16 protein-coding genes are annotated in these 25558 nt (G+C 67.4%); 11 read left to right on the top strand and 5 right to left on the bottom strand.

Annotated elements, in window-relative coordinates; translation table 11 throughout:
* Window position 1: 1 nt before the first annotated feature.
* From ACZYSP_RS34410 to ACZYSP_RS34400, 3 genes are all read right to left on the bottom strand, one after another.
* Complete coding sequence (locus ACZYSP_RS34410; RefSeq protein ID WP_489019041.1) at window positions 2-3220, bottom strand: bifunctional cytochrome P450/NADPH--P450 reductase; 3219 nt, start codon at window positions 3218-3220, stop codon at window positions 2-4.
* Window positions 3221-3418: 198 nt separating this feature from the next.
* Window positions 3419-4678, bottom strand: a complete 1260-nt coding sequence (locus ACZYSP_RS34405; protein WP_093078949.1) for a branched-chain amino acid ABC transporter substrate-binding protein — start codon at window positions 4676-4678, stop codon at window positions 3419-3421.
* 26 nt (window positions 4679-4704) lie between these two features.
* A complete protein-coding gene (locus ACZYSP_RS34400) occupies window positions 4705-5394 on the bottom strand; it encodes a TetR/AcrR family transcriptional regulator (RefSeq protein WP_093078947.1) in 690 nt (229 codons plus the stop codon).
* Between the two features lie 85 nt (window positions 5395-5479).
* Between ACZYSP_RS34400 and ACZYSP_RS34395 the strand changes: the two genes are divergently transcribed.
* From ACZYSP_RS34395 to ACZYSP_RS34380, 4 genes are all read left to right on the top strand, one after another.
* Window positions 5480-7093, top strand: a complete 1614-nt coding sequence (locus tag ACZYSP_RS34395; RefSeq protein ID WP_489019038.1) for an AMP-binding protein — start codon at window positions 5480-5482, stop codon at window positions 7091-7093.
* A 13-nt stretch (window positions 7094-7106) separates the two neighbouring features.
* Window positions 7107-10400: a carboxyl transferase domain-containing protein gene (locus ACZYSP_RS34390; protein ID WP_093079089.1), complete on the top strand. Its 3294-nt coding sequence runs from the start codon at window positions 7107-7109 to the stop codon at window positions 10398-10400.
* Window positions 10401-10465: 65 nt separating this feature from the next.
* A complete protein-coding gene (locus tag ACZYSP_RS34385; protein ID WP_354339396.1) occupies window positions 10466-11785 on the top strand; it encodes an SGNH/GDSL hydrolase family protein in 1320 nt (439 codons plus the stop codon).
* Window positions 11786-11918: 133 nt separating this feature from the next.
* Window positions 11919-12290 (top strand): YXWGXW repeat-containing protein, encoded by a 372-nt coding sequence (locus tag ACZYSP_RS34380; protein ID WP_354339398.1) that lies wholly within the window; start codon window positions 11919-11921, stop codon window positions 12288-12290.
* 51 nt (window positions 12291-12341) lie between these two features.
* On the opposite strand, the gene purU is transcribed toward ACZYSP_RS34380, so the two are convergent.
* Window positions 12342-13208, bottom strand: coding sequence for a formyltetrahydrofolate deformylase (purU, locus tag ACZYSP_RS34375; protein ID WP_093057656.1), 867 nt, complete (start codon window positions 13206-13208; stop codon window positions 12342-12344).
* A gap of 69 nt (window positions 13209-13277) precedes the next feature.
* On the opposite strand from purU, the gene aptA reads away from it, so the two are divergent.
* The 5 genes from aptA (at window position 13278) to ACZYSP_RS34350 (ending at window position 23003) form a co-directional block, all read left to right on the top strand.
* The gene (aptA, locus tag ACZYSP_RS34370) at window positions 13278-14612 is read left to right on the top strand and encodes an omega-aminotransferase AptA (protein ID WP_093057655.1); all 1335 of its coding nucleotides are present in this window, start codon (window positions 13278-13280) and stop codon (window positions 14610-14612) included.
* Between the two features lie 125 nt (window positions 14613-14737).
* On the top strand, window positions 14738-15286 hold the full coding sequence (locus ACZYSP_RS34365; protein ID WP_354339399.1) for a methylated-DNA--[protein]-cysteine S-methyltransferase: 549 nt from the start codon (window positions 14738-14740) through the stop codon (window positions 15284-15286).
* A 385-nt stretch (window positions 15287-15671) separates the two neighbouring features.
* The gene (locus ACZYSP_RS34360; protein WP_256216883.1) at window positions 15672-16190 is read left to right on the top strand and encodes a hypothetical protein; all 519 of its coding nucleotides are present in this window, start codon (window positions 15672-15674) and stop codon (window positions 16188-16190) included.
* 14 nt (window positions 16191-16204) lie between these two features.
* Window positions 16205-17602, top strand: a complete 1398-nt coding sequence (locus tag ACZYSP_RS34355) for a CsgG/HfaB family protein (protein ID WP_489019034.1) — start codon at window positions 16205-16207, stop codon at window positions 17600-17602.
* Window positions 17603-17675: 73 nt separating this feature from the next.
* Window positions 17676-23003: a beta strand repeat-containing protein gene (locus ACZYSP_RS34350; protein ID WP_489019032.1), complete on the top strand. Its 5328-nt coding sequence runs from the start codon at window positions 17676-17678 to the stop codon at window positions 23001-23003.
* A 69-nt stretch (window positions 23004-23072) separates the two neighbouring features.
* On the opposite strand, the gene ACZYSP_RS34345 is transcribed toward ACZYSP_RS34350, so the two are convergent.
* Window positions 23073-23942: a ChaN family lipoprotein gene (locus ACZYSP_RS34345; protein ID WP_489019030.1), complete on the bottom strand. Its 870-nt coding sequence runs from the start codon at window positions 23940-23942 to the stop codon at window positions 23073-23075.
* A 301-nt stretch (window positions 23943-24243) separates the two neighbouring features.
* Between ACZYSP_RS34345 and ACZYSP_RS34340 the strand changes: the two genes are divergently transcribed.
* Both ACZYSP_RS34340 and ACZYSP_RS34335 read left to right on the top strand, forming a co-directional pair.
* Window positions 24244-24753 carry a Csu type fimbrial protein gene (locus ACZYSP_RS34340; protein WP_093059963.1) on the top strand — a complete coding sequence of 170 codons (510 nt, stop codon included), beginning with the start codon at window positions 24244-24246 and terminating at the stop codon, window positions 24751-24753.
* Between the two features lie 31 nt (window positions 24754-24784).
* On the top strand, window positions 24785-25552 hold the full coding sequence (locus tag ACZYSP_RS34335) for a fimbrial biogenesis chaperone (RefSeq protein ID WP_354339402.1): 768 nt from the start codon (window positions 24785-24787) through the stop codon (window positions 25550-25552).
* Window positions 25553-25558: the final 6 nt, after the last annotated feature.

Raw genomic sequence — 25558 nt, 5'->3', positions numbered from 1 at the left:
TTCAGCTGCCGGCCCACACGTCCAGCACGTAGCGCTGGTCGGCAATCATCTTGTCCATCCACGCCGTGCTGTCTTGCCCATGCTCGCGCGCAAGGTCGCTCAGCGTGCGGCGCACGTCGGGCTCCATGCGCGAGCCGTCGCCGCACACATAAACCACTGCGCCCGCTTCAAGAAGCTTCCACACTTCGGCCGCCTGCTCGCGGATCAGGTCCTGCACATAGACCTTGCGCTCGCCCGCGCGCGAGAACGCGGTGTGCAGCTTCATCACGCCGCGGTGCGCCCAGGCCTGGAGTTCGTCGGCATAGATGAAGTCCTGCTCGGGATGGCGGCAGCCGAAGAACAGCAGCGCCTCACCGAGCGCATTGCCCGCCTCGACCTGTGCCGCGCGCTCCTGCAGGAAGCCACGGAACGGCGCGAGGCCAGTGCCGGGGCCGACCATGATGATCGGCCGGCTCGCATCGTCCGGTAGCCGGAAGCCCTCGGCCGTGGTTTCGCGCACCACGCCGTGCACCGTGTCGCCGGCCTCCGCGCGCGCCAGGAAGTTGGAGCACACGCCCTCGAAGGTGCCGATGCCCGACTTGGCCGGGCCGCTCACCACACCCACCGTCACGCTGCACTTGCCCGGTGTCATCGTCGGCGACGAAGAGATCGAGTAGTAGCGCGGCGACAGCGGCGACAGCATTTCGAGAAACACCGCGAACGGCACCTGGCAGGCGCGGTGCTCTTCCAGCAGGTCGAGCAGCGATTTGCGCTTGTGGAGCACGTCGGCCTTGTATGCCGCCTGCGAAGCCTCGTCGCTGCCCGACAGCGCCGCGAGCCTGGGCTTGGTGAACGGGCACTCGGTATATGCCGCGAGCGTGGCGATCTGCTTGCGCGTGGCCACGTCCTGCAGCTCGACGTAGTCGCCCAGCAGGCGGTCGACCGCGATCACCTGCTCCACCGGCAGCGCTGCCTTGCGGCCCGCGCCTGCATGCAGGCGCACATGGGCCGTGCGGTCGAAGCCGAAGCGTGCCATCGCGCGTTCGACCTGCGCCGGGCTGTTGCGCGGCACCACGCTCAGGTGGTCGCCGGCGCGGTAGATCAGGCCCTCGGGCAGCATCAGCTCGACGTGGCGGGTGGAGCGGCCGGCTTCCCCGTTGCCTCCGCTTTGCAACTCGCGGTTCTCGATCACTCGCAGCGCCACTGCGCCCAGCGCATCGACGATCGCGTTCTTCTGCGGCGGCGGCAGTTCTTCGAGCGTGTAGAGCGGTTCGCTCTGCACGGGCGTGTCGGCGCCGGTCTTGATGTCGAAGGCCTTCACCAGCTCGGGCCAGAGCGCGTCGCTCCAGTCCTGGAAGGCGCCGTCCATGTCCTCGCGCGCATCGCCTTCGCCGCGCGAATGCACGCGCGTGGCGCCGAGCGCTTCGAGCCGTTCGTCGATGCGGCGCGGCACGGCCTGGTAGGTGGCGGCCCAGTCGGTGTTGCCGCAGCCGAACACGCTGAAGCGCACGCCGTTGAGCGAATCGTCGGCCTTGTCGAGCCAGCGATGGAACTCGGCCGCGTTGTCAGGTGCTACGCCGTTGTACGAGGCGCAGACGATGGCCACCGCGCCGTTGGCCGGCAGCCGCTCGGCATAGTCGTCGAGCGAGGCCAGCTGCGTGGAGAAGCCGCGCATCTCGCCGGCCTCGGCGAGTTGGCGCGCAAGGTCTTCGGCAGTGCCGAGGTTGGAACCCTGCAGCACCAGCAGCGAGGTGCCATGGCGTGCAGCCTGGGGTTTGCGCGCGGCAGCTTGCACGGGCTGCACGGGGGCTGCGGCCGCGTCGGTCATGTTGCCGCGCGGACGCGTGGCCGGGTCGCGCAGCAGCGCCTTGATCTTGAAGTTCTCCGGCTTGATCGTCAGCGCTTCCTTGATCTTCAGCTTGTAGCCCGTGTGGTCCACGAGGTTGAAGCGCTGCAGGATCATGCCCAGCGTGAGCACCGCCTCCTGCAGGGCGAACTGCCGCCCGATGCAGGCGCGCTGCCCATTGCCGAAGGGCTTGAATGCGTTCACTGGCCGCTCGCGCTCGGCTTCGCGCGTGAAGTTGTCGGGGTTGAACTGATCGGCATCCTCGCCCCAGATGCCCTTGTCACGATGCAGCGCCAGCGCATGCATGATGATCATGTTGTTCTTCTTGATCGTGTACTGGCCGCCGATCTTCGTGTCTTCCTTGGCGCGCATCGAGATCGCGGGCGCGGTCGGGTACAGGCGCAGCGACTCTTTCAGCACCTGCATCACGTACTGCAGGCGGTTGACCTGCGCGTAAGTGGGCTTCTGCGTGGTGTCGGGGCCGAACACGTTGTCGACCTCTGCCTGCGCCTTGGCCATGGCCTCGGGGTTGTTCAGCAGGAAGTAGATGGCAAAGGACAGCAGGCCGCTGGTGGTTTCATGCCCCGCGATGAGAAATTCGATGCACTCGTCGCGGATCATCTTGTCGGTGAGCTGCTCGCCGCTTTTCTTGTCCACGCCCGCGATCATGTAGCTCAGCAGGTCGGGCTTGGTGGCGATGTCGGCTCCGCTCGTGCGTCGCTCCTCGATGATGTCTTCCACCATCTTGTGCATGTAGCGGATGTCCTTGCGCTGCTGGGCCAGCTCCTTCTTCAGCATCAGCTCTTCGAGCGGCAGGCCGCGGCGGTTCTGCACCGTCTCCAGCGTGCGCACCATCGCGTCGACGAAGGGATGAAAGCCCTCGCGGTAGAACGAGTTGAAGCGATAGCCGAAGCCGCACAGGCCGATGGTGTCGAGCGTGAGCGCTGTCATGTCGCGCACCACGTCCACCTCTTCGTCGAAGTTCAGGCGCTCCCACTTGGTGACCAGCTGGCCCGCGATGTCCAGCATCATCGGGTGATAGGCCTGCATCGCGCGCTGGCTGAAGTTGGCCAACAGGATGTTGTGCGGCTTCGACCAGGTCTCCTCGTGCGTATCGGAGGTGAAGAGCCCGTGCGAGGCTGCCCGCAGCCGGCGCAATGCACCGCGCGTGCTCTTGTCGAAGCGCGGCTCCTCGCAGAGCTCGTCGACCAGCGCGGGCGACGACACCACGATCACCGGCATGCCCGGCATGTCCAACCAATAGATGCCGCCGAGGTCTTGCGCGATCTTCCACATGTCGAGCACGGGAGAGTCGGACCCGATCGACAGCAGGTTCCCGACGAAGGGTTTCTTCGCCGGATGCGGGATCGGGTAGAGCGAGTTTTTGCCTGCCATGGGTTGTTGTGCCTTTGGAATGGACCCGCTTCGGATATCCGGGATGTAACAACCGGAGTATCCCGACGGCATGGGGGGCAGGCAGGACGGGGTTTCCCTTAGGCAGGGGAGTTCATTCAGGGCGCGATCACGCCGACGGGGGACATTCGCGAAGGGGAGTACCCGGTGTCATTCGCACGCACCCCGGAACTCAGAGAGTCAGGGCCGAACCATCCTGCACTCAGTCCCCTGCGCCAGCTCGTTCCCGGTATAGACCGCGTCAGTACGAAAGCCGTAGTTAGTACCTTCCCAGCCCGTCTTCACGGTCTTGCCGTCCACCGGCACGATGGTGTTGACCACCTGCGGCAGCAACAACTGGTGGTCTTCGGCACGCATGCGCACCGGCCCCACCACAGAGTCGAACGTCAGGTCTTCGAGCGCCCGCGCCACCTTGATGGTGTCGGCGCTGCCGGCCTTGTTGATGGCCGCGGCCAGCAGGCGCGGCGTCATGTCGATGCGCGGCGCGAGAAAGTCCTTGCCCGTCTTGGCCTTGTAGGCCTTGGCCAGAGCGTCGACCTTCGGCGTGTCGGCCTCGCCAGGGTGCCATTCGGCCACCCAGGTCAACTGCCCCAGCTTCGCCTGCGACACCGCAGTGACCGTGCCCGGCACCGAGCCCGCACTGTGGTTGAAGTAGCGCAGGTTGTAGCCCGCGTCGCCCGCCGCCTTCAGCAGCAGCGTCATGTCCTGGCCCCAGTTGCCGGTGATGACCGAGTCGGCCCCGCTCTGCTTCACGTTGGCGATGTAGGGCGCGAAGTCCTTCACGCGGCCGATGGGGTGCAGCGCCTCGCCCACGAACTGGATGTCGGGCCGCGCCAGGCCCACCAGCTGGCGGCCGTAGCTGGCCCACTGCTTGCCGTGCGCGTAGTCCTGGTTCAGCAGGTAGACCTTCTTCACATCCGGCGTCTTCTTGATGTAGTTGGCCAGCGCCTTCATCTTCATCGCCGTGTTGGCCTCGGTCTGGAAGTGCCAGAAGCTGCAGCCCTTGCCCGTCATCTCGGGGTCGATGGAAGAGTGATTCAGCACGATCAGCTCCTTGCCCGGGTTGCGCTGGTTCCAGCGCGCCACCGATTGCACCAGCGCCGTGACCACCGACGAGCCCGAACCGCCCGTGACGATCGCCTTCGCACCCTGATCGATGGCCGCCTGCAGCGCGCTCTGGCTCTCCTGCGCCGAGAGCTTGCTGTCGAACTGCAGCAGCTGCAGCTTCGTGCCGCCGAGCACGCCGCCCTTGGCGTTGATGTCCTCGATGGCGTACTGCGTGTGCATCAGCATCAGCTCGCCGACGTTGGCAAAGGGGCCGGAGAGCGGATCGATGTAGGCGATCTTGTAGGTCTGCTGTGCTTGCGCGTGCGCGGCGCCGGCAGCGGCCAGCAGGCAGGCAAGGGCGATCCGCGCCAATGGCGCCTTCTTGAACTTCATGGTTTGTCTCCGGGGTGGTTGTCTTGTCAGTTCTTCGCTTGCAGCCCGATCACGCGGCTCGCGAGCTTCGTGAGCTCGGCAACCACCTCGTCGGGCGACAGGCGTCCACCCGGGCGGTACCAGCTGTACAGGAAGCCGGGCAGGCTGCAGGCCGCGAGCGCGGTGATCTTGGTTTCCGCAAAGTCGAGGTCGCCGTCGCGCCGCGCTTCTTCGAGCAGCGGGCACAGCAGGTCGTAGAAGTGGTGCGCCAGCTTCTTCTGCGCCGCGATGTACTCCGGCCGGTACACCTGCGGCTCGCGATACGGGAAGAAGGCGACGGGGTGGTGCGTGATGGTTGCGCGAATCAACCGCTCGATGCCTTCGAGCACCTTCTCGCTCGCGCGGCGCGGGTCGGTGGCCGCGAAGTCGAGCGCGGTGAAGCAGTCGACCGCCGGGCGCCACGACAGCGTCTCGAAGATCTCCTGCTTGTCGCGGAAGTAGTAGTACACGAAGGGCTTGGTCACGCCCAGCGCGCGCACGATCTGCGCCATGGTCGTGTTGGCGTAGCCCTGCGCCGCAAAGAGCTGCGCGGCCGCCTGCAGGATGCGCTCGCGCTGCAGGTCGGTGCCCTGCGTGGCCGCGCGCTGGCGGCCAGTGCCCTGGGGCAGATGCGGCTGCGCCGTCGTGTCGCTCTGGTCTCCAGAGGGTTTGTGCCGTGTCGCGGAAGTTATACCCATGGGTAGGATTGTTCGTGCACCATGCACCATTGGCAAGCGCCTGCCCGGTGCAGGCGGCTATCGATAACCCTGAGAAAGTGACGCCATGGAGACATTGCCCGACCGCCCGCAGCAGCCGCTGCACGAGTACCTGCGCACCCACGCACGCGAGCGTGGCGGCAGCACCGCCTGCCTCTGGTACGGCCATGCGATGAGCTGGGCCGAACTCGACCGCGCCAGCGACGCCTTCGCGGCGCGCCTGCAGGCGCTGGGCGTGAAGAAGGGCGAGCCCGTGGTGCTCTTTCTCAACAACTGTCCGCAGTACCTGGTCGCGCACTTCGGCATCCAGAAGATCGGTGCCATCGTCTGCCCGAGCGGCCCGCTCAACAAGGAGCACGAGCTGGCCTACCAGGTCAACGACCTGAAGGCGCGAGTGATCGTCGCGGCCGCGCCGCTGCTGCCGGTGGTGCGCAAGGTGCAGCCGGAGAGTGCGCTCGAACACGTGTTCGTGGTGCACTACGCCGACCTGCTGCCCGACCCGTCGTCGCTCGACCTGCCGGCCGAACTGGCCGCAGAGCGCAAGGCCGAACGCAGCGTGCCCGAAGACTGCGAAGACTTCCTGGCCGTGATGCGCGGCAACGCCAAGCCGCAGCCCGTGGTCATCGACATGGACGACGTGGCGCTCATGACCTACACATCGGGCACCACGGGCCTGCCCAAGGGCGCGATGCTGAGCTACGGCAACGCGCTCTTCAAGACGCGCGCCGCGGCCGACTGCAACGGCGTGGGGCCGGGCGACGTGCTGCTGTCCATCGCGCCGCTGTATCACATCGCGGGCATGCTGATGGGTGTCAACGTGCCGGTGCTGACCGGTGCGGCATCGGTGCTCTTGCACCGCTTCGACCCGCGCGCCGTGCTGCAGGCCATTGCCGCCTACAAGGTGAGCTGGTGGTACAGCATCGCGCCGATGAACGTGGCCTGCATGCAGGTAAGCGACATCGACAGCTTCGACCTGCGCAGCCTGAAGATGAATCCTGTCACGAGCTTCGGCATCACCTTCACCGAGCCGCTGGCGCGGCAATGGCGCACGCACGCACCGAACTGCACTTCGTTCGAGGCGGCCTACGGACTGAGCGAAACCCACACCTGCGACACCTACACGCCGCACCATGCGCCGCGCTGGGGCACGCAGGGCATCGCGGTGCCGGGCGTGACCATCCGCATCATCGACACGGACGCGCAGGCCGACATGCCGGTGGGCGAAGTCGGCGAGATCGTGCTCACCAGCCCAGGCACCTTCAAGGGCTACTGGAACAAGCCCGAAGCCACTGCTGCCACGCTGCGCAACGGCTGGGTGCACACCGGCGACATGGGCAAGCTCGATGCCGATGGCTATCTCACCTTCATCGGCCGCTTCAAGGAAATGATCAAGGTCTCGGGCTACAGCGTGTTCCCCGAAGAGGTCGAAACCATCCTCATCAAGCACCCGGCAGTGGCGCAGGCGGCCGTCATCGCGCAGCCCGATGCAGAGAAGGGCGAGGTCGTGAAGGCATTCATCGTGCGCAAGCCAGGTGCCGGGCTCGATGCCGACGCCCTCATCGCCTGGGCGCGCGACAACATGGCGAGCTACAAGGCGCCGCGCGCCGTGAGTTTCATTGACGCATTGCCGACGACCGGCGCGGGCAAGGTGCTGCGCCGCTTGCTCAAAGACAAAAGCTGAGAGGTTCCGTTTGCTGTTCTCCAAAGTTCTGATTGCCAACCGCGGCGAGATCGCCGTGCGTCTGGTGCGCGCGCTGCGCGACCTGGGCATTGCCAGCGTGGCAGTGCATGCGCGCGACGACACGGCAGCGCTGCATGTGCAGCTGGCCGACACAGCAGTCGCGCTCGATGCGACCGGGCCTTCGGCGTACCTCGATGTCGCGGCGCTCATCGCGGTGGCCAAGGCGCAGGGCTGCGATGCGGTGCACCCCGGCTATGGCTTTCTCAGTGAGCGTGCCGATTTCGCACAGGCCTGCGCGGACGCCGGCCTTGTCTTCATCGGCCCCACGCCGGAGCAGCTCGGCCTGTTCGGCGACAAGGCCCGCGCACGCGCACTGGCCACGCAATGCGACGTGCCCGTGATGCCTGGTAGCGCCGGCGCAGTGACGCTCGCACAGGCGCAGGCCTTCTTCGCCGAGCAGCATGCGCAGGGCGCGGGCGTGATGGTCAAGGCCATCGGCGGCGGTGGCGGGCGCGGCATGCGCGCGGTGCTGAACGCTGAAGAACTGCCCGAGGCGCATGTGCGCTGCATGTCCGAAGCCAAGGCCGCATTCGGCATCGAGGGCGTGTATGTCGAGCGGCTGATGCGCAATGCGCGGCACATCGAAGTGCAGGTGCTGGGCGACGGCCTCGCCGTGGCCAGCCTCGGCGAGCGTGAGTGCACGCTGCAGCGGCGCTTTCAGAAGCTGGTGGAGATCGCGCCGAGCCCTTCGCTGCCTGAGGCCTTGCGCGCGCAGGTCACGCAGGCTGCGCTGCGCATGGCGAAGACGGTGGGCTATCGCGGCCTCGGCACCTTCGAATTTCTGGTCGATGCGGCATCGACGACGCTGCCCTTCGTCTTCATCGAGGCCAACCCACGCCTGCAGGTCGAGCACACGGTGACGGAGGCAGTGACGGGGCTGGATCTCGTGCAGTTGCAGATCGCCGTGGCAGCGGGGCAGTCGCTGGACGAACTTGGTGTTGAACCCGATCGCACCGCACCGCAGCGCGGCTTCGCGGTGCAGTGGCGCATCAACGCGGAGACGCTCGATGCGCAAGGCAACGCGCGGCCTTCGGGCGGCACGCTCGCGCGCTTCGACCTGCCGGCAGGCCCCGGCGTGCGCGTGGACACGCACGGCTACACGGGCCTTGCGCCCTCTCCGCACTACGACACGCTGCTCGCCAAGCTCATCGTGCATTCGCCGTCGCCGCGTTTCGAAGACGCACTGCGCCGATCGCTGCGCGCGCTGGACGAATGCCATATCGACGGCATCGCCACGAACCTGTCGCTGCTGCGCGCCATCGCGGCGCGGCCCGAGTTTGCGACGCAGGCGGTGCATACGCGTTTCGTGGAGGCGCATCTGGGCGATCTGCTGGCGGTTGCGGCAGCGCTTGAAAAGCATTCAAAGAAGACGGTGGCAGTGCCCGCAGCACAAGCCGTTGTCACCGATGGCGACTCCGACGAGCTGACCGTCAAGGCCCCGATGCCAGCCCGCCTCGTGCAGTTCGAAGTTGCCGTCGGCGACGTGCTGCCCGCTGGCGCGCAACTCGGCGTGCTCGAGGCCATGAAGATGGAACACCTGCTGCACGCACCGGTAGCCGGCCGCGTGGTCGCGCTGCTGGCCGAGCCCGGCGACTACCTGGTCGAAGGCCAGTCGCTGCTGCAGCTGGAAGCCGTCGATGCGCAGGCCGTCGAGGTCGAGGCGCGCGCCGAGCACGACTTGGACGCGATCCGCCCTGACCTGCAGAAGGTCATCGACCGCCACGCGCCCACGCTCGATGCGAATCGCAAGGCCGCCGTCGACAAGCGGCACGCACAAGGCGGCCGCACCGCGCGCGAGAACATCGCCGACCTGTGCGACACCGCAGCCGACCCCGGCAACTTCATCGAATACGGCGCGCTCGCCATCGCCGCGCAGACGCGGCGACGCACGCTCGAAGACCTGATCGCCAACACGCCCGCGGACGGCATGGTCACGGGCCTGGGCAGCATCAACGCAAAGCAGTTCGGCCCCGAGGTGTCGCGCTGCGCCGTGCTGGCCTACGACTACACCGTGCTGGCCGGTACGCAGGGCATGCGCAATCACCACAAGACCGACCGCCTGCTGGCGGTGGCGCATCAGCTCAAGCTGCCTGTCGTGCTGTTCGCCGAGGGCGGCGGTGGTCGTCCCGGCGATACGGACATGCCGATCGTCGCGGGCCTGAACAACCACACCTTCAGCCAGTTCGCGGCGCTGTCGGGCAAGGTGCCCGTGGTGGGCATCGTGCATGGGCGCTGCTTCGCGGGCAATGCGGCGCTGCTGGGGTGCGCCGACGTGATCATCGCCACCAAGGGCTGCAACATCGGCATGAGCGGCCCCGCGATGATCGAGGGCGGCGGGCTCGGCACCTTCGCGCCCGAGCAGATCGGGCCCAGCAGCGTGCAGTCGCGCAACGGCGTGATCGACATCCTGGTGGAAGACGAAGCCGCAGCCGTCGCTGCAGCCAAGCAATACCTGTCGTACTTCCAGGGCGCGACCACCGACTGGCAATGCGCCGACCCGCGCGCGCTGCGCCATGTGGTGCCCGAAAACCGCCTGCGCGTGTACGACGTGCGCGCCGCGATGCGCGGCGTGGCCGACACAGGCTCGCTGCTCGAACTGCGCGCGGGTTTCGGCGCGGGCATCGTCACTGCGCTTGCGCGCATCGAGGGCCGGCCGGTTGGGCTGATGGCCAACAACCCGCATCACCTTGGCGGCGCGATCGATGTGGAAGCGGCCGACAAATCCGCGCGATTCATGCAGCTTTGCAATGCGCACGGCCTTCCAATTGTTTCGTTGTGCGACACGCCCGGCTTCATGGTCGGGCCCGAAATCGAGGCGCAGGCACAGGTGCGTCATGTGTGCCGCATGTTCATGGTGGCTTCGCATCTGCGCGTGCCGTTCTTCGCCGTGGTGCTTCGCAAGGGCTACGGACTGGGCGCGCAGGCGATGACTGCGGGCGGCTTCGACGCGCCGGTTTTCACCGTGGCCTGGCCCACCGGCGAATTCGGCGCGATGGGGCTGGAGGGTGCTGTGCGGTTGGGTTTTCGCAAGGAACTGGCCGCTGCACCCGAGGGTGCGGAGCGCGATGCGCTGTTCAAGAAACTCGTCGCGCAGCAGTATGCGAACGGCGAAGCGATCCACATGGCGCAGACGCTGGAAATCGACGCGGTGATCGATCCGGCCGAGACGCGCACCTGGTTGGTGCGTGGCTTGTCTTCTGCCACGAAGGGCTCGAGCGTTGCTGCTCCCTACGTAGACACTTGGTAACCCGGCCTTAGACCTCGTCACGCGCGGGGGAACAGTGGCTCCGTACACTGCGACGCTTTGCGCGCATGAAACTGGTTTCCATTTGGGCAGAGCGCCTGCGCGACGTGACCGTCGCGCACTGGGTGGCAGCCCTTTGCCTCGCAGTGCTGGCCGTCGGCGTGCAGGCTGTGACGCCCGACGACCATCCACGGCAGCCCGCCGAGGCGCATTGGGTTGCGAGCTGGGCCGTGGCGCCGGTCGATTTCACGGAGATGGCCGCAGCCCCCGGCGGTGCAAACTATTCGTCGCCTGCCGGCAATGACCTGCGCGGGCAGACACTGCGCCAGAAGGTTGAACTGTCGCTCGACGGCGAGCGCATCCGCATCCGCTTCTCGAACCGCTTCGGCAAGACACCGCTGCGCATTGCCGCCGCAAGCGCGGCACGCGGCACCGGCGCCGATGCGTTCTCGCCGGCCACGCTCCGCGTGCTGCGCTTCGGCGGCCGCACCACCATGACCGTTGCGCCCGGCGCGGACGCCTGGAGCGATGGCATCGACCTGCCGGTGCAGGCGGGCCAAACGGTGGTCGTGAGCGCCTTCTTCGACCGCACCACGCCGTTTGCCACTGTCTCCATGCTGGAGCCGGGCGCGACATGGGTAGCGCCCGGCAACGCAGTGATGGCACCGAAGCTGAAGAACCCCTCGCCACTGGTGCTGAACCAGATCGTGACCGGGCTCGACGTGCTCACCACCAAGTCCGTGCGCACCGTCGTGGCCTTCGGCGACTCGATCACGATGGGCACCTCGGAGGGCAACTTCGGGGCCTACCCCGACATGTTGGCCACTCGCTTGCGTGATACGCAGCGCGAAGGGCAAGACGTTGCGGTGCTCAATGCCGGTATTGGCGGCAATCGCCTGCTGGCCAACGGACTGGGGCCCAGCGGCCTCTCCCGGTTCGAGCTCGATGCGCTGCGGCAGAGCAGCGTGACGCACGCGATCATCCTTATGGGTACCAATGACATCGGCCGCACCCTGTTCGCCAAGGTGCCGGGCGCCGAGCTGAAGCCGCGCGACATGCCGACGGCCGAGCGCATCACCGAGGGGTTGGAGCAACTGGTCAAGCAGGCCCGCGCCAAGGGCGTGAAGGTGCTGCTCGGCACCGTGCCGCCATTCAGGAACACGCCTTACTGGAGCGAGGGCAACGAAGCCATGCGCGAAGCCGTCAACCGCTGGATCCGCGGTCAGCAGGACATCGACGGCGTCGTCGATTTCGATGCGGCATTGCGCGACCCTGCGGACCCGAAGGCGCTGAATCCGCTGTTCGATTCGGGCGACCACCTGCACCCCAACAAGGCCGGCCATGCGGCGATGGCCACGGCCATCGATCTGCGCGAATTGCAGGAGTGAGCGCTCGCCGGGGCGCTCGAAGGCGCTCAAAGGCGAGTCACAGCTTTACACAAGACTCCGTGCATTGCTTACAGGCGGTTCACATGGACTGGGCAGCATGAAGGCTCCTCCAACAACTCATGAGGAGTCCTTCATGAAAAAACTCGCATTGGCTCTTTCCGTCGGCGCTGCATCGCTTCTGTCGGTGGGCGCATTGACTGTTCCCACGGTCGCGCAGGCGCAACCCGTGGTCATACAGGTGGCGCCGCCCCCTCCGCGCTCCGAACGCGTGCCCCCGCCGCGCCGCGGCTATGTGTGGGCGCCGGGGCACTATGAATGGCGCGGTGGGCGCCATGTATGGACCCGCGGCGTCTGGGTGCGTGCCCGTCCGGGCTATGCCTACCGTGCGCCGGAGTGGCGCGAGGAAGGCGGACGCTGGCAGTACAACGCAGGCCGCTGGGACCGTGACGGCGATGGCGTGCCGAACCGCTACGACCGTCGGCCGAACAACCCGAATCGCAACTGACGCTGAGCGGGAAGCATGCCTCCCAAGCGGAGGCATGCTTTTTTCGGAGGCCTAGCGGAACACCACCGTGCGGTGCCCGTTCAGCAGCACCCGGTGCTCGCTGTGCCACTTCACCGCACGCGCCAGCACCTGGCTCTCGGTGTCGCGGCCGCGGGCCGTGAGGTCTTCCACGGTGTCGGTGTGGTCGGCGCGGGCCACGTCCTGCTCGATGATCGGGCCTTCGTCGAGGTCGGCCGTCACGTAGTGGGCGGTGGCACCGATCAGCTTCACGCCGCGGTCGTGTGCCTGGTAGTAGGGCTTGGCGCCCTTGAAGCTGGGCAGGAACGAGTGGTGGATGTTGATCGCGCGGCCGGCCAGGTTGCGGCACAGGTTGTCGCTCAGGATCTGCATGTAGCGCGCGAGCACCACGAGTTCGGCGCCTTCGGCCTCGATGATTTCAAGCTCCTTCGCCTCGGCCTGTGCCTTGGTCGCGGCCGTCATCGGGATGTGGTGGAAGGGCACGTTGTAGCTGGCGGCCAGCTGGTAGAAGTCGCGGTGGTTCGAGATGATGGCGCGCACGTCGATGGCGAGCAGGCCGCTCTTCCAGCGGAACAGCAGGTCGTTGAGGCAGTGGCCTTCCTTGCTGACGAGGATGACCGTCTTCATCGGCTCGGCGGCGGCGTGCAGTTGCAGCGTCATGCCGAAGCCGGCGGCGAAGGTCTTCAGCTCTTCGCGCAGCGTGGCTTCGCTGTGGTCGCCGCAGGCGAAGCGCACCCGCATGAAGAAAAGACCCGTGTCGTGGTCGTTGTACTGGGCGGCCTCTTCGATGTTGGCGCCGCGCTCGAGCAGGAAGCCCGACACGGCGTGCACGATGCCCGTCCGGTCGGGGCAGGAGAGGTTCAGGATGTAGGCGGGCGAGGTAGGCGTAGAGGTCGTCATCAGGGCGTGATTGTCGCAGGGGTGCCAGAATCGCGATTTTCCTCGACCACATAACCGCAGGAGACACGCATGGCCTTCCAGGACTTCAACATGGACAACCAGTGGTTGCCCTTCACCCCCAACCGTCACTTCAAGAAAGACCCGCGGGTGTTCGTCGCGGCCGACGGCATGGAGTTCACCACGCACGACGGCAAGAAGGTGATCGACGGCATCTCGTCGCTGTGGTGCGTGGGTGCGGGCCATAACCGCAAGCCCATCAACGAGGCGATCAAGAAGCAGCTCGACACGCTCGACTACGCCACCGCCTTCCAGGTCAGCAACGACAAGGCCTTCAAGGCGGCCGAGATGATCGCCTCGCTTGCGCCCGGTGACCTCAACAAGGTGCTGTTCTGCAACTCGGGCTCCGAAGCTGCCGACACTTCGATGAAGGTGGCTCTGGCCTATCACCGCGCGCGCGGCGAAGGCCACCGCAACGTGTTCATCGGCCGCGAGAAGGGCTACCACGGCGTGGGCTTCGGCGGCATGTCGGTGGGCGGCATTCCGGGCAACCGCAAGGTGTTCGGCTCGGCCTTTTTGCCGCGCGTGGACCACATGCGCTTCATCCATGACCCGGTGAACCACGCCTACATCCACAACGAGGAGCCGGTGTGGGCCGAAGACCCGCTGGTCGAGCTCGAAACCCGCATCCTGCCGCTGCACGACCCGAGCAACATCGCCGCGATCATCGTGGAGCCCGTGGCCGGTTCGGCCGGCTGGTACTTGCCGCCCAAGGGCTACCTGAAGCGACTGCGCGAGATCTGCGACAAGCACGGCATCCTGCTGATCTTCGACGAGGTCATCACGGGCTTCGGCCGCATGGGCACCAACTTCGCGTCCGATTACTTCGGCGTGGTGCCCGACATGCTGAACTTCGCCAAGTGCGTGACCAACGGCGTCATTCCGCTGGGCGGCGTGATCTGCCGCGACAAGCTCTACGACGCGATGATGAAGACCGACGCGCCCGAGCACGTGGTCGAGTTCTTCCACGGCTACACCTACTCGGGCCACCCGGTGGCCTGCGCAGCGGCCATTGCCACGCTCGATCTCTTCAAGGAAGAAAACCTGTTCGCGCGCGCCGGTGAAATGGGCAAGGTGCTGGGCGATGCCTTCCACAGCACCTTCAAGGGCCTGCCCAACGTCATCAGCATCCGCAGCCTCGGCCTTGCCGCAGCGGTGGAGCTTGCGCCCATCGCGGGCACGCCGGGCAAGCGCGCCTATGAAATCTTCCTCGACTGCTTCCACAAGGGCGCGCTGGTGCGGCCAGCGGGCGACGTGCTGGTGATTGCGCCGCCGTACATCGTGGAGAAGTCGCACATCGACACGCTGGTGAACACGCTGGCGGATTCGATCAAGGCACACGCCTGAGCGGGAAGGCAGCGCCGGCGTGAGCCGGAGATCGATGTCCGGATACGGCGAGTGAAGGCGGCGGGGAACGCGCAGCATGTGAATGTTCGCGGCCCTGCCGCCTTCTCTTTTGTGAGGACACGAACATGAAGCTGCAACTGAGCCATCTGGCTTCGCCGATGGGCGAACTTCTGCTGGTCACCGACGCTGCCGGTGCCATTCATGCGCTGGATTTCGCGGACCATCGCGCCCGCCTGCATCGCCTCCTGCGGGAACTTCACGACAAGGTGGAGCTGACCGAAGGCGCCGCGCCGCAAACGGTGGCCGAAGCCCTCGGCCGCTACTTCGACGGCGATCTCAGGGCCATCGAAACGCTGCCCGTTGCAAGGCTGGGCAACGCGCTGCAGCAGCAGGTCTGGGAGGCGCTTCGCCGCATTCCTGCAGGCCGCACGACCAGCTATGGTGAACTGGCGAGGCAGCTCGGCTTCGACGATCCGCGCGCGGCCATCGATGTCGGTGCCGCCAACGGGTCGAATCCGATCAGCATCGTCGTGCCGTGCCACCGTGTGATCGGCAAGAACGCAGACCTCAAGGGCTACGCCGGCGGCGTCTTCCGCAAGCGGCATTTGCTGCAGCACGAAGGCGCGCTGCCGGCTGCGGTCGGGAAAGTCGGTGAAGCATTTCTTCTGCTTTGACAGAACTCGGCGAGCGCTTCACGCTTCGGTCCTCACTAGAAGAACGGGGGACGAAGATGTCGAAAAACATCGAGCGATGGATGAGCCGGCCGCTTCCTGCGGGTCGCCAGGTCGCTCTCGTGATGGTGACGCTCGGCTCTGTCACCGCCTGGTTGTTGTTCTGGTTCGGCGACTAGCCTGACCTGCTGACGCGCACACCTGCGTGCGCGCCTGCGAGCACTGCGGCCTGCGCGAGCCCTTGGGTTGCCCTCCTCATTTCTACCGGTTCCCGGGATACCTCCTACCGGTTCCCGGGATACCGGCCGTGGCCGTCGATCCCTAGCATCCCCTCCCGAAACGTAGCACTTATGAGTTCATCAAGTGCGTCTTCCAGAGAGGGACCGTCATGCAACGCGTATTTCTTATGGCACTGGTGTGTGCGCCTTTGGCTGCGCTCGCCAACAACGTCGGCGAGAACGCCGCATGGCAGTTCCAGACCAGCACCGACAAGGTGAACCAGGCCGCGATCCAGGACATGATCCGCAAGCAGAAGAGCGGCTACTACTCGGCGCCGGTCTACAACACGACCAACAACATCGGTCGCCAGTACAACTGCAACGTCTCCGCGACCTCCACGGGCAACGACGGCAACAACAGCACGGTCGCGAATTCGCCTTCCACTTCGGGCGCGACTTCGAATGCCTCGGGCAATGACAGCCGCACCGCGGTAGGCACCCTCGGCGGCGCGACGGTGGGCACCACGCAAGCCAACTCCGGCGCGGTCGGCTCGGCCATCGTGGGCGGCACCAGCACGCAGGTGCAGGGCGCGGCCAACCAGGCTCTGAACTCGAATCAGAGCAACTCGGGTGCGCAGACCGCGAGCGTCGGCGGCAGCTCGGCGTGCGCGTTCGGCGTGCTCAATTGAACGGGGCACGCGACATGCAATACCCCATCACCCGCACCTTCGCTCTCGCAGCCATCGCCACGGTGGCGCTCGCCGGTTGCGTCTCCGCTCCGCAGCAACGCTTTGCGCCCAACGAGGCACCCGTGGTGCTCGGCCCCTCGGTGCGCGACAACATCACGCCGATGGAGGCGGTGCTCGCCTGCTACGCCGACCACATCGCGGCCACGCGGCGCCCGCCCATCGTCATCGGCGTGGGCGACGTGAAGGACTACACCGGCAAGTACAGCATCAACGAAGGCAACGCGATCACGCAGGGCGGCGCGCTGATGGTGTATTCGGCACTCGGCAAGCTCGGTGGCGCAGTGAGCATCGCCGAGCGCTTCGACCCGGTGATCGCCGAGCGCGAGCTCGCGTATGCCGACCGCCGCCAGCTCGGTGACGGCCGCACGCACCAGGTAGGCGGCCCCAACGGCGGCCAGGCGGTGCCGTGGCTGCCGTACTTCGGCGGCACGATCAACAAGTCTGATTACTTCATCGTTGGCGGCATCACCGAGATCAACTACAACATCAACTCGGGCGGCGCGGAGTTCGCGGTGAACCAGGTGGGCGTGAAGGCGCGCACCTTCAGCCAGTCGGTGAGCGTGGACCTGCGCATCGTCGACACCAAGTCGCTGATGGTGGTGCGCACGGTGAGCCTCACCAAGCAGTTCAATGGCTACGAAGTGGGCCTGAACGTGTTCCGCTTTTTCGGCAGCAAGCTGTACGACGTGGACATCGGCGCCAAAGGCCAGGAGCCTGTGCAGATGGGCGTGCGCGCGGCGCTGGAAGAGGGAGTGGTGCGGCTCATGGCGGCCGTCACGCAGGTCGACCACCGGCCTTGCATGACGATGCGCCCGGGCGCCGGCGAGCAGATTCCTGTCGTGCCCGCGGCCGACCTGCGCAAGGTCGACAACCCGGGCGATGCCACCGTGGGCGGCGCAGCCGTGACTTCGCCCGTGGTGCAGAGCGGCGTGGCCGTCAATGCCGCGGGGCAGGGCGGCGCGCGCCTCACGGGCACGGCGACGCAGGTGTCCTTCGACTTCGGCGCGACCACGCTCGGCGGCAGCTCGCTTGCGCTGATCGACCAGATCGCGGGCCTGGCCAAGAAGGGCTCGACCGACATCGTGCTGGTGGCGCGCGACACCGAGAACTGGGACGCCCGCAAGCGCGACGAGCTCACCGACCAGCGCATCGTTGCCGTCACCTCGGCCCTTGCCAACCGCGGCGTGGCACCGGGCGCCATCAGCCTCACGTGGCGGCCCGATGCCGCCGACACGTCGATCCACCGCGACGGCCCGGGCCTGCAGGAGATCGCCAAGCTGCGCATCGGCAGCGCGGTGGTCGGCGGCGCGGCGCCAACCTCTTCTTCCGACGGCGCAGTCAAGGGCGACTGACCTGCCGTTCCGCGCGCATCGCGCATCCACTTTCCGACCCAGACCGCTTCCACAACATCCGAGGAGTCACGCCATGAAAGCACGCAAGATCCAGAGCCGGGCCGTACGCGCGCCCATGTTCAGCCGCAGCACCATCGGCACGGCCGTCGCGATGGCGCTGATTGCAGCAGCCTCCGGCGCACAAGCCGCGGAGACCTCGGTCGACGCTGCCTACAACGGCACCGCCACCGGCACGCCGACGGTGAACTCGGACATCAACAACACCGGGGCCGTCAACGCCACCATCACCAGCGCCACCGTGGGCACGACCTCCACCGGCACGCCGCTGAATCCCAACCCGGTGGCGATGAGCACCAGCGGCAACCTGGTCGGCGCGAGCGCCACCGGCAACAGCTTTGCCAACAGCATCCAGCCGGCGCCCGGCACGCCGGTGAACAACGCCGCGACGCTGGGCGTGGCGACCAACACCGGCGTGATCAACAGCGCAGTGAGCAGCAGCAAGCTGGCAGTGGAATCGAGCACGCTGCAGACCGGCAGCGTGGTCAACGCGGACAACACCATCTCGGCCACCACCACGCTCAACAGCGGCAGCTCGGCGGTCTCGGGCGCCGCCGCGGTCGGCGCCTCGCCGCAGGCCGGCACCTCGGTGCTGACCTATCCGGCGGGCGCACCGCTGTTCGATGCCAAGGGCAACATCGTGGTGACCTCGCTGCAGTCGGCCACGGGCGCGAGCTCCAGTGCGCAGGTGCTGGGCAACACGGTCGACCTGATGCTGACGGCGAGCCCGGGCATCACGCTGACGACGGCAGCCGTGCTCGAACGCAATTCGATCTCCGCGGTGCTCAAGGCCAACAGCGCCACCAGCACGGCCGAAATCCAGTCGGGCGGCGCGCCGGCCTTCGCGGGCTCGGCGGTGGTCGCGAACCTGCAGGCGAACGGCAACGGCATCCTCGCCGCCACGCACAGCGCAACCAATACGGGCTCGGTGATCACGGGTCTCGTGAGCGGCGTGCCTGCCGGCGGCTCCAACGTGCTGCAGGGCTCGCTGTCGGTGCAGGGCAATGCGATCTCCAGCGCGGCCACGGGCAACGAGGCGCTGGGCACCACCGCCGGCACGGCGGGCAACCGCATCCTGATCGACGACGTGACCATCGCGGGCACCGGCACGGCAGCCACCGCGGCCAACAACAGCATCCACAACGGCGTGGGCGTGACCAGCAACGTCAACAGCGACCTGGCCATCGTCAACAGCCAGGGCAACATCGGCGTGACCACCTTCGCCCAGACCGCGGGCGCACAAATCCTGGCCGGCGTGCAGTCGAGCAAGAACAGCCAGGTCACGCTCGCGGACAACAGCATCACGGCGGACGCCACCGGCAACACGGCGTCGAGCGCGATCGCCAGCGGCAAGAACGCGGCTTCGTTCACCGGCACGGCGGCGGTGTCGAACCAGCAGGCCAACTCGGCGGCACCGCTGACGGCGTTCCTGCTCCCGTCGGTCATCTCGGCGCAGACGGGCGAGTCGCCCGGCACGGGGCAGACCAGCGGCAGTTCGGTCACCGTGTCCGGCAACACATCGGCGGCCACCGCGCAGGGCAACCAGATCACGCAGAGCCTGGCGATCCAGGCAGCCACTGTAGCGCTGGGCAACGGCAACGCCGTGCTCACGGGCGGCACCGACTCCGACGGGCGCGTGTCCGCCAGCGGCGCGGCGACGCTCACCAACCTGCAGGGCAACTACAACGGCAGCGGCCCCGCGGCGCTCAACTTCGGCTCGCAGATCCTGCTGACCGCCAGCGGCGGCGGCGCACCGGTCGCGAACAACACGCTGGCGCTGACCGACAACCGGCAGGAAGCCGTGGCGCTCGGCAGCGGGGCCACCAACACGCTCACGCTCAGCGGCAACTCGGTCGGCACGGGCGCGGGCATCGCGAGCGTGCAGATGTCGGATGCAACCTCCGGTGCCGGCGCGGCGCTGTTCGCTCCTGAAGCGCGCATCACGGTGAACGGCAACCTCACGGGCGGCTCGGTCGCGCTCACCGACAACCTGCAGCGCGCCATTGCCTACGGCAACTCGGCGACGAACACGCTGGGCGTGAGCGCGGGCAACCTGGCCGCGGCGCCAGGCCCGTTCCTGGGCGCACCGGCCTCGACCGTCACGGTCGATGTGCTCAGCGGACTGCCGTTCAGCAACGCGGCCGGCGCCCTGCCGACGGTGACTGCGGCCTACGGCATCCTGAACGACCAGTCGGTGCAGGGGAACATCGGCAGCTCGGCGACCGGCTCCAACACCTTTGCGGCGAACGTCAACGGCAATGTCTCGGGCGCCAGCGTCGCGAACAGCGACAACGCCTTCGTCGCAGCCACCTACGGCAACGACGCAGCCAGCGGCGTGACGCTGGGCCTGAACAACGTGAGCGGCTCGAATGCCTCGATCGCCAACGTCACCAACACGCAGGCTGTGGCGGGCACCAACACCGTCATCTCCGCCATCGCGGCCGGCGGCATCGTGGCGCGCACCACGGTCACGGGCACGCTGAGCAACGGCTCGGTGTCCAGCTCGGACAACGCGGCGCAGGCACTGGCCTACGGCAGCCGCGCCACCGACAACACGGTGAAGGTGACGGGCAACAACATCGACACCTCCGGCCTCTCGCTGGCGGGTGCGACGCTGACGGGCAACGTGCTCGCCACCACCGCCGCCTTCAGCGTGCAGAACGCGCAGTCGGGCCAGGGCACGGTGTCGGCGCAACGCAGCGGCGGGCCTGAAGTGCAGACCACCGTCACCGGTGCCATCAGCAACTCGAAGGTGGACGCCAGCGGCAACACCACGCTGGCCGGCGCGACCAGCAACAGCGCCGTCAACGGCGTGAGCGTGGATGCAGTCGGCGTCTCGACCACCACCGCAGTGCAGAACCTGCAGCTCACCAGTGCGGCGGTCAGCTCGCTGACCGGGCAGGAAGGCGCGCTGCTCAACAACAAAGACGGCGTGCAGGTGGTGCTGGGCGGCGCGAGCATCCAGAACTCGCAGGTCGCTGTCGACGGCAACGCCGCCGGCGGCTCGGCCACGGGCAACGCTGCCGTCAATCGCATCGACGTGAAGGGCAACACCATCGCCGTGGGCGACGGCTTGCCGCTTGCCGGTGCGACCAGCCTCGCGGGCCTGGCAGGTGCGGTCGGCGATCATGCGCTGTCGAGCATCCAGCTGGTGACGAGCCCGACGATCTCTTCCAAGGTGGCGGCCGCCTTCGGTGTCGACACGGCGGTCGGCGCGGTGATCTCCGGCTCGACGCTGAGTGCCTCCGGCAACACGCAAAGCGCGAAGGCCGTGGCCAACACGGGCAGCAACGCCATCACGCTCGCGGCCACCGATGTGTCGGCCCGCTCCGCGCTGCTGTCTGCACAGGGCAGCACGGCGGCGGTGGAGTCGCGCTCGTTCATGCAGGCCTTTGCGCCGGCCTCGGTGACGGGCTCGTCGGTGAAGCTCTCGAACAACAGCAACTCGGCGCTGAGCGTGATCAACGACGTGGACAACAAGGTCGCCGTTGCGGGCGGCTCGTCTGTCGCATCCTTCGTTCCCGCGATCATTCTTCAGGGTGCGCTGCCCGGCAACACCGCGGCGCTGGGCGACCAGGTGCTGGTGAACCGCCAGTCGGCCGGAACCTCGGCCACCAGCACCGCCGACACCGCGATCTACAACGAAGACAGCCTGGTGCCCGCCAACGCAGGCCTGGTCAACAGCAGCTTCACCGCCTCGGGCAACTCGACGTCCTCGGAAGCAGCGGCCAACCGCGCTACCAACGCTGCCTCGCTGACCGGCGGCGCATCGCAGTCGGCCAAGACTGCGGTGCTGAACGCGCAGGACAGCAACGCAACCGTGGCAGCCAACGCCAACAACGTGACCAGGCTCACGTTGACCGGCCCCAACGCGCTCACCGGCAGCAGCGCCACGCTCGACGGCAACATCACCAGCGCAGCCGCCACCGGCAGCGCTGCCACCAACAGCATCGACGTGAAGAGCAGCACCATCGCCGGCAGCACGCCGCTCCCGGCCGTGGCCGCAGCCGGTCCGGCGCTGTTGGTGACAGTGACGGCAGACCACGCACTGGCCAACGTGCAGATGGGCACCGGGCCTGTGTCGGCCACCGCGACGGGCATCGTGGGCATCGACACGGCACCGGCATCCATCGTCGGTACCTCGACGCTGGGCGTGACGAACAACGGCCAGAGCGCGAAGGCCGTGGCCAACACGGCGCTCAACAGCGTGACGCTCGCGGGCTCCAACGTTGGCGCGCGCTCGGCGCTGCAGTCGACGCAGTCGGGCACCGCCGCGGTGACGGCAACGTCCACGCAGGAGCTGTTTGCACCGGCCGCATCCACCGCCTCGACAGTGCGCCTCTCGGGCAACAGCAACACGGCGCTGGGCGTGATGAACGACGCGACCAACACGCTGAGCGTGAGCGCGGTCAACACCCTGCCGCCGGGCGCGACGGGTTCGGCCACGCTGAACGAGACCGGCAGCGCCGACAACGTGGTGGCCACCGGCGACCATGTGCTGTCGAACCGCCAGTCGGCCGCCTCGACGGTCGGCAGCACGGCCAATACGTCGATCCACAACGACGACAACGCCGCACCCACGCCGGGGCTGATCAACGGCGCGCTCACCATCTTGGGCAACAGCACCTTTGCAGAGGCTTCGGCCAACCGCGCGACCAACACCGCCACGGTGGCGAGCAGCGCGACGCAGGGGGCCAGCGTCGGCATCGTCAATGTGCAGGGCAGCACGGCCGGAGTGACGGCGACGGCCAGCACGGTGGCGAATGCGACGCTGGCGGGCGCGGTGCCGCTCAACGGCAGCAGCGTCTCGCTCGACGGCAACACCACCGTTGCCCTGGCGCGCGGCAATGCGGCGACCAACGTGCTCGAGTCCAGCGGCGGCAGCAGCTACGGCGGCGCGGCGACAGTGGGTTCGTCGAGCCTGGTGGGTACGCCGCTGGCGCTCAACGTCGGTGCGAGCGCGGCCATCCTCAACAGCCAAAGCAACTCGGGCGCGGTGTCGGCAACCAGCGTGGGCACGAGCTACCAGGTGGCGCTCAACAGCACCGGGGCTGGCGTGTCGAGCGGCTCGGTCGGCGTCACGGGCAACGCACTGGCGGCGCAGGCCGTCGGCAACAGCGCGACCAACCGCTTGACGCAGACGGCGCTGAACACGGGCGCGCCGAGCGCGGCCATCGGCAACTACCAGGTCAACACCGGCGCAGTGACGGCCACGGTGACGAGCGTGAACTTCGGGGTCGGCGTGTCGGGCGCGGTGGGCAACAGCACGCTGCGCACCACGGGCAACCAGATCACGGCATCGGCCACGGGCAACTCGGCGGTGTCGGCGATTACCTCGCGCTGAGCTGCTGCGTACTGAAAGAAAAAGCCGCGGGCCTTCGGGCTCGCGGCTTTTTTCTTGTCGATGGGGCGCTCAGGCTTTCGGTTGCGGTCTTGCCTGCCGCTTGAACTCTGCGCAGTAGTCTTTTTCGGGCAGGGGCGGTGTCCGCCATGTGCGGTCGTAGTCGCCCGCTACTGCCTCGGGCGAGGGAGCCGCCGGCGCGGCCATCAGCCGCACCGTGGCGACCTTGACGTCGTCGGGCAGGTGCTGCGGTACGCCGAGCGTGCGCACGACGTGGCCGGCTCCGGCGATCAGCAGCACCGTCTGGCCCGGGCGTTTCGCCTTGACGATGGCCTGCGCCATCGCGCGGTCGCGGCCGACCTGGATGCGCGTCATCGGGACGATCTGCGATTCGGGGAGCATCCTGCAGTGGCCATCGCGCACGGCGTCCTGCTGCGCGCTGTAGGCCTCGCCGTTGAGCTGCACGTCGAGCGAGACGTCGGCCATGGCGTCTTTCATGCGGACGCGCGGCAGGTTGGCGCCGACCACGGGCACGCCCGCGCGCACGGCGGCCATCACGGCGGGGCCGTAGCTGGCCCAGGGCCAGGCCTTGTCGCTCCAGTCGAGGGCGGCCTGCACCTGGGCCTCGGTGGCGGTGGGCGTGAGCTGCGCGGTGCTGCGGCCTTCCTCGGCCATCTCGAGCGCCAGCGCGGCGAGGTGGCCGCGCGCGACCAGCGCCTCGACGGTTTCGCGTTCGATGACATGGTGCTCGGGCGCGTCGTGCTGCTCGCCGAGCAGCAGGGCATCGATCGGCTGGAGCGCCGCGACGCGGCGTGCGATGGGCGCGTCGGGCGCATCGGCGCCGGAAGAGGACAGCGCCGAACAGCCCGTGAACGCCGTGACGGCGAGCAGGGGGAACAGCAGGAATCGGGAGGCCCGGGTGGGCCAGTTTGGAGGAGGCATCGCGCCATCGTATGCCCTCGGCACGCGCGCGCAGTGCCGTCCATTTCCCCCTGTCCCTGTCGTCCGCGCCCTCCCGCTTTTTCGTTCGCGCGCTGGCCACGCAGCCGCCGCCGAAGTTCCGGTGGATTTACCGCTGAACACTTCTGAAACTTTTAACTGACAGCCTGCTAATTTTTTACTAAGTCTTTGGGTTTACTCGGCCCGTCGCGAACAAGTCATACCAAAGACCACATGTGACTCGCGATACGGGCCGGATATCCATCTATCCGGAGGTTCAATTTCCGACACTTACGGGGTAGATATGAATAACTTGAGACTCGGTGGCGCCATTGCCACTGCCCTGGTGGCGCTTGCCGTGCTGCCGCTCCAGTCCGCACACGCCACGACGGCCACCACGACCTTCAAGGTGACGGCCACGGTGCTCAGCTCCTGCGCCATGGCCACGCCCGACACGCTCGCGTTCGGAAGCTTCACCCCGGGCACTGCGCTCACCGGCGCGACCTCGTTCACCGTGCAGTGCACCTACGGCACCACCTACTCGCTGGGCATGAGCGCAGGCACCAGCGGCTCGGTGACGGCCCGGACCATGACGAGCGCCACGGCGACGAGCGGCTACAACAGCCTGTCGTACGGTCTCTACAAGGACTCCTCGTATGCGACCAACTGGAGCAACAGCACGACGGGGTCGGACTACACCGGCACAGGTTCGGCCGTGACCCATACGGTCTACGGCAAGGTCCCGGCCGCCCAGTACGCAGTGGCGCCCGCAACGGACTACACCGACACGATCACCCTGACGCTCACCTACTGAGCGTTCACGGTCCATGTCGCTCGATTGGGCTATGCGTCAGCTCCTGGCGCGCGCGGCGATCATCCTCGGTTCGGCGGCGGCGATGGCCGTCTCGGCCGTTCCTGTCGACGTTCGGGCCGCGAGCATCCAGATCGCGCCGGTCCGCGTCGTGCTGCAGCCCAACCGGCCGGTCGCTTCGCTGGTCGTGACCAACGACGGTGCCAGCGAGATCTCGATGCAGGCCGAAGTCATGAGCTGGGCGCAGAAGGACCAGCAGGATGTCTATGCGCCTACGCGTGAGGTGCTGGTCAATCCGGCGATCTTCCGGATTCCGGCCAATGGCCGGCAGATCGTGCGCCTTGGCTTGCAGGTGCCCGCGCTGGCCGATGAGCGCAGCTACCGCATCTTCCTGAGGCAGTTGCCGCGCGACAAGGCGCTGCCAACGGGGACCGAGGGGGCGGGCGCTGAATTGCAGACGCTGCTGCAACTGGTCCTGCCGATCTTCGTGCCTCCTTCGTCCCCTGCGGGAGCGCCTTCGGTCGCGTGGCATCTGAGCGCGTCGGCGCTGACCATCGACAACCTGGGGCGCGAGCACATCCAGATCACGCAAGTCACCGTGCGCCATGCGGATGGCAGCGAGCTGCTGCGTCAACGGATGTCGGTCTACGTGCTGCCGCAGCAAAGCGCAAGGCTGCCGGTCGCACTGCCTTCGCTGCCGCCGGGCGCCAGACTTCAGCTCGAGGCGCAGGCGGACTCCGAAGTGCCGCTCTCTCCCGTTTTCCTGCAAGTTCCCGGTGCGACGGCTGCAGCAGCTCAGTAGCCTGGT

This window comes from Variovorax sp. F042 (genome assembly GCF_057814215.1).
This window is presented reverse-complemented; position numbering and strand designations above follow the sequence as displayed.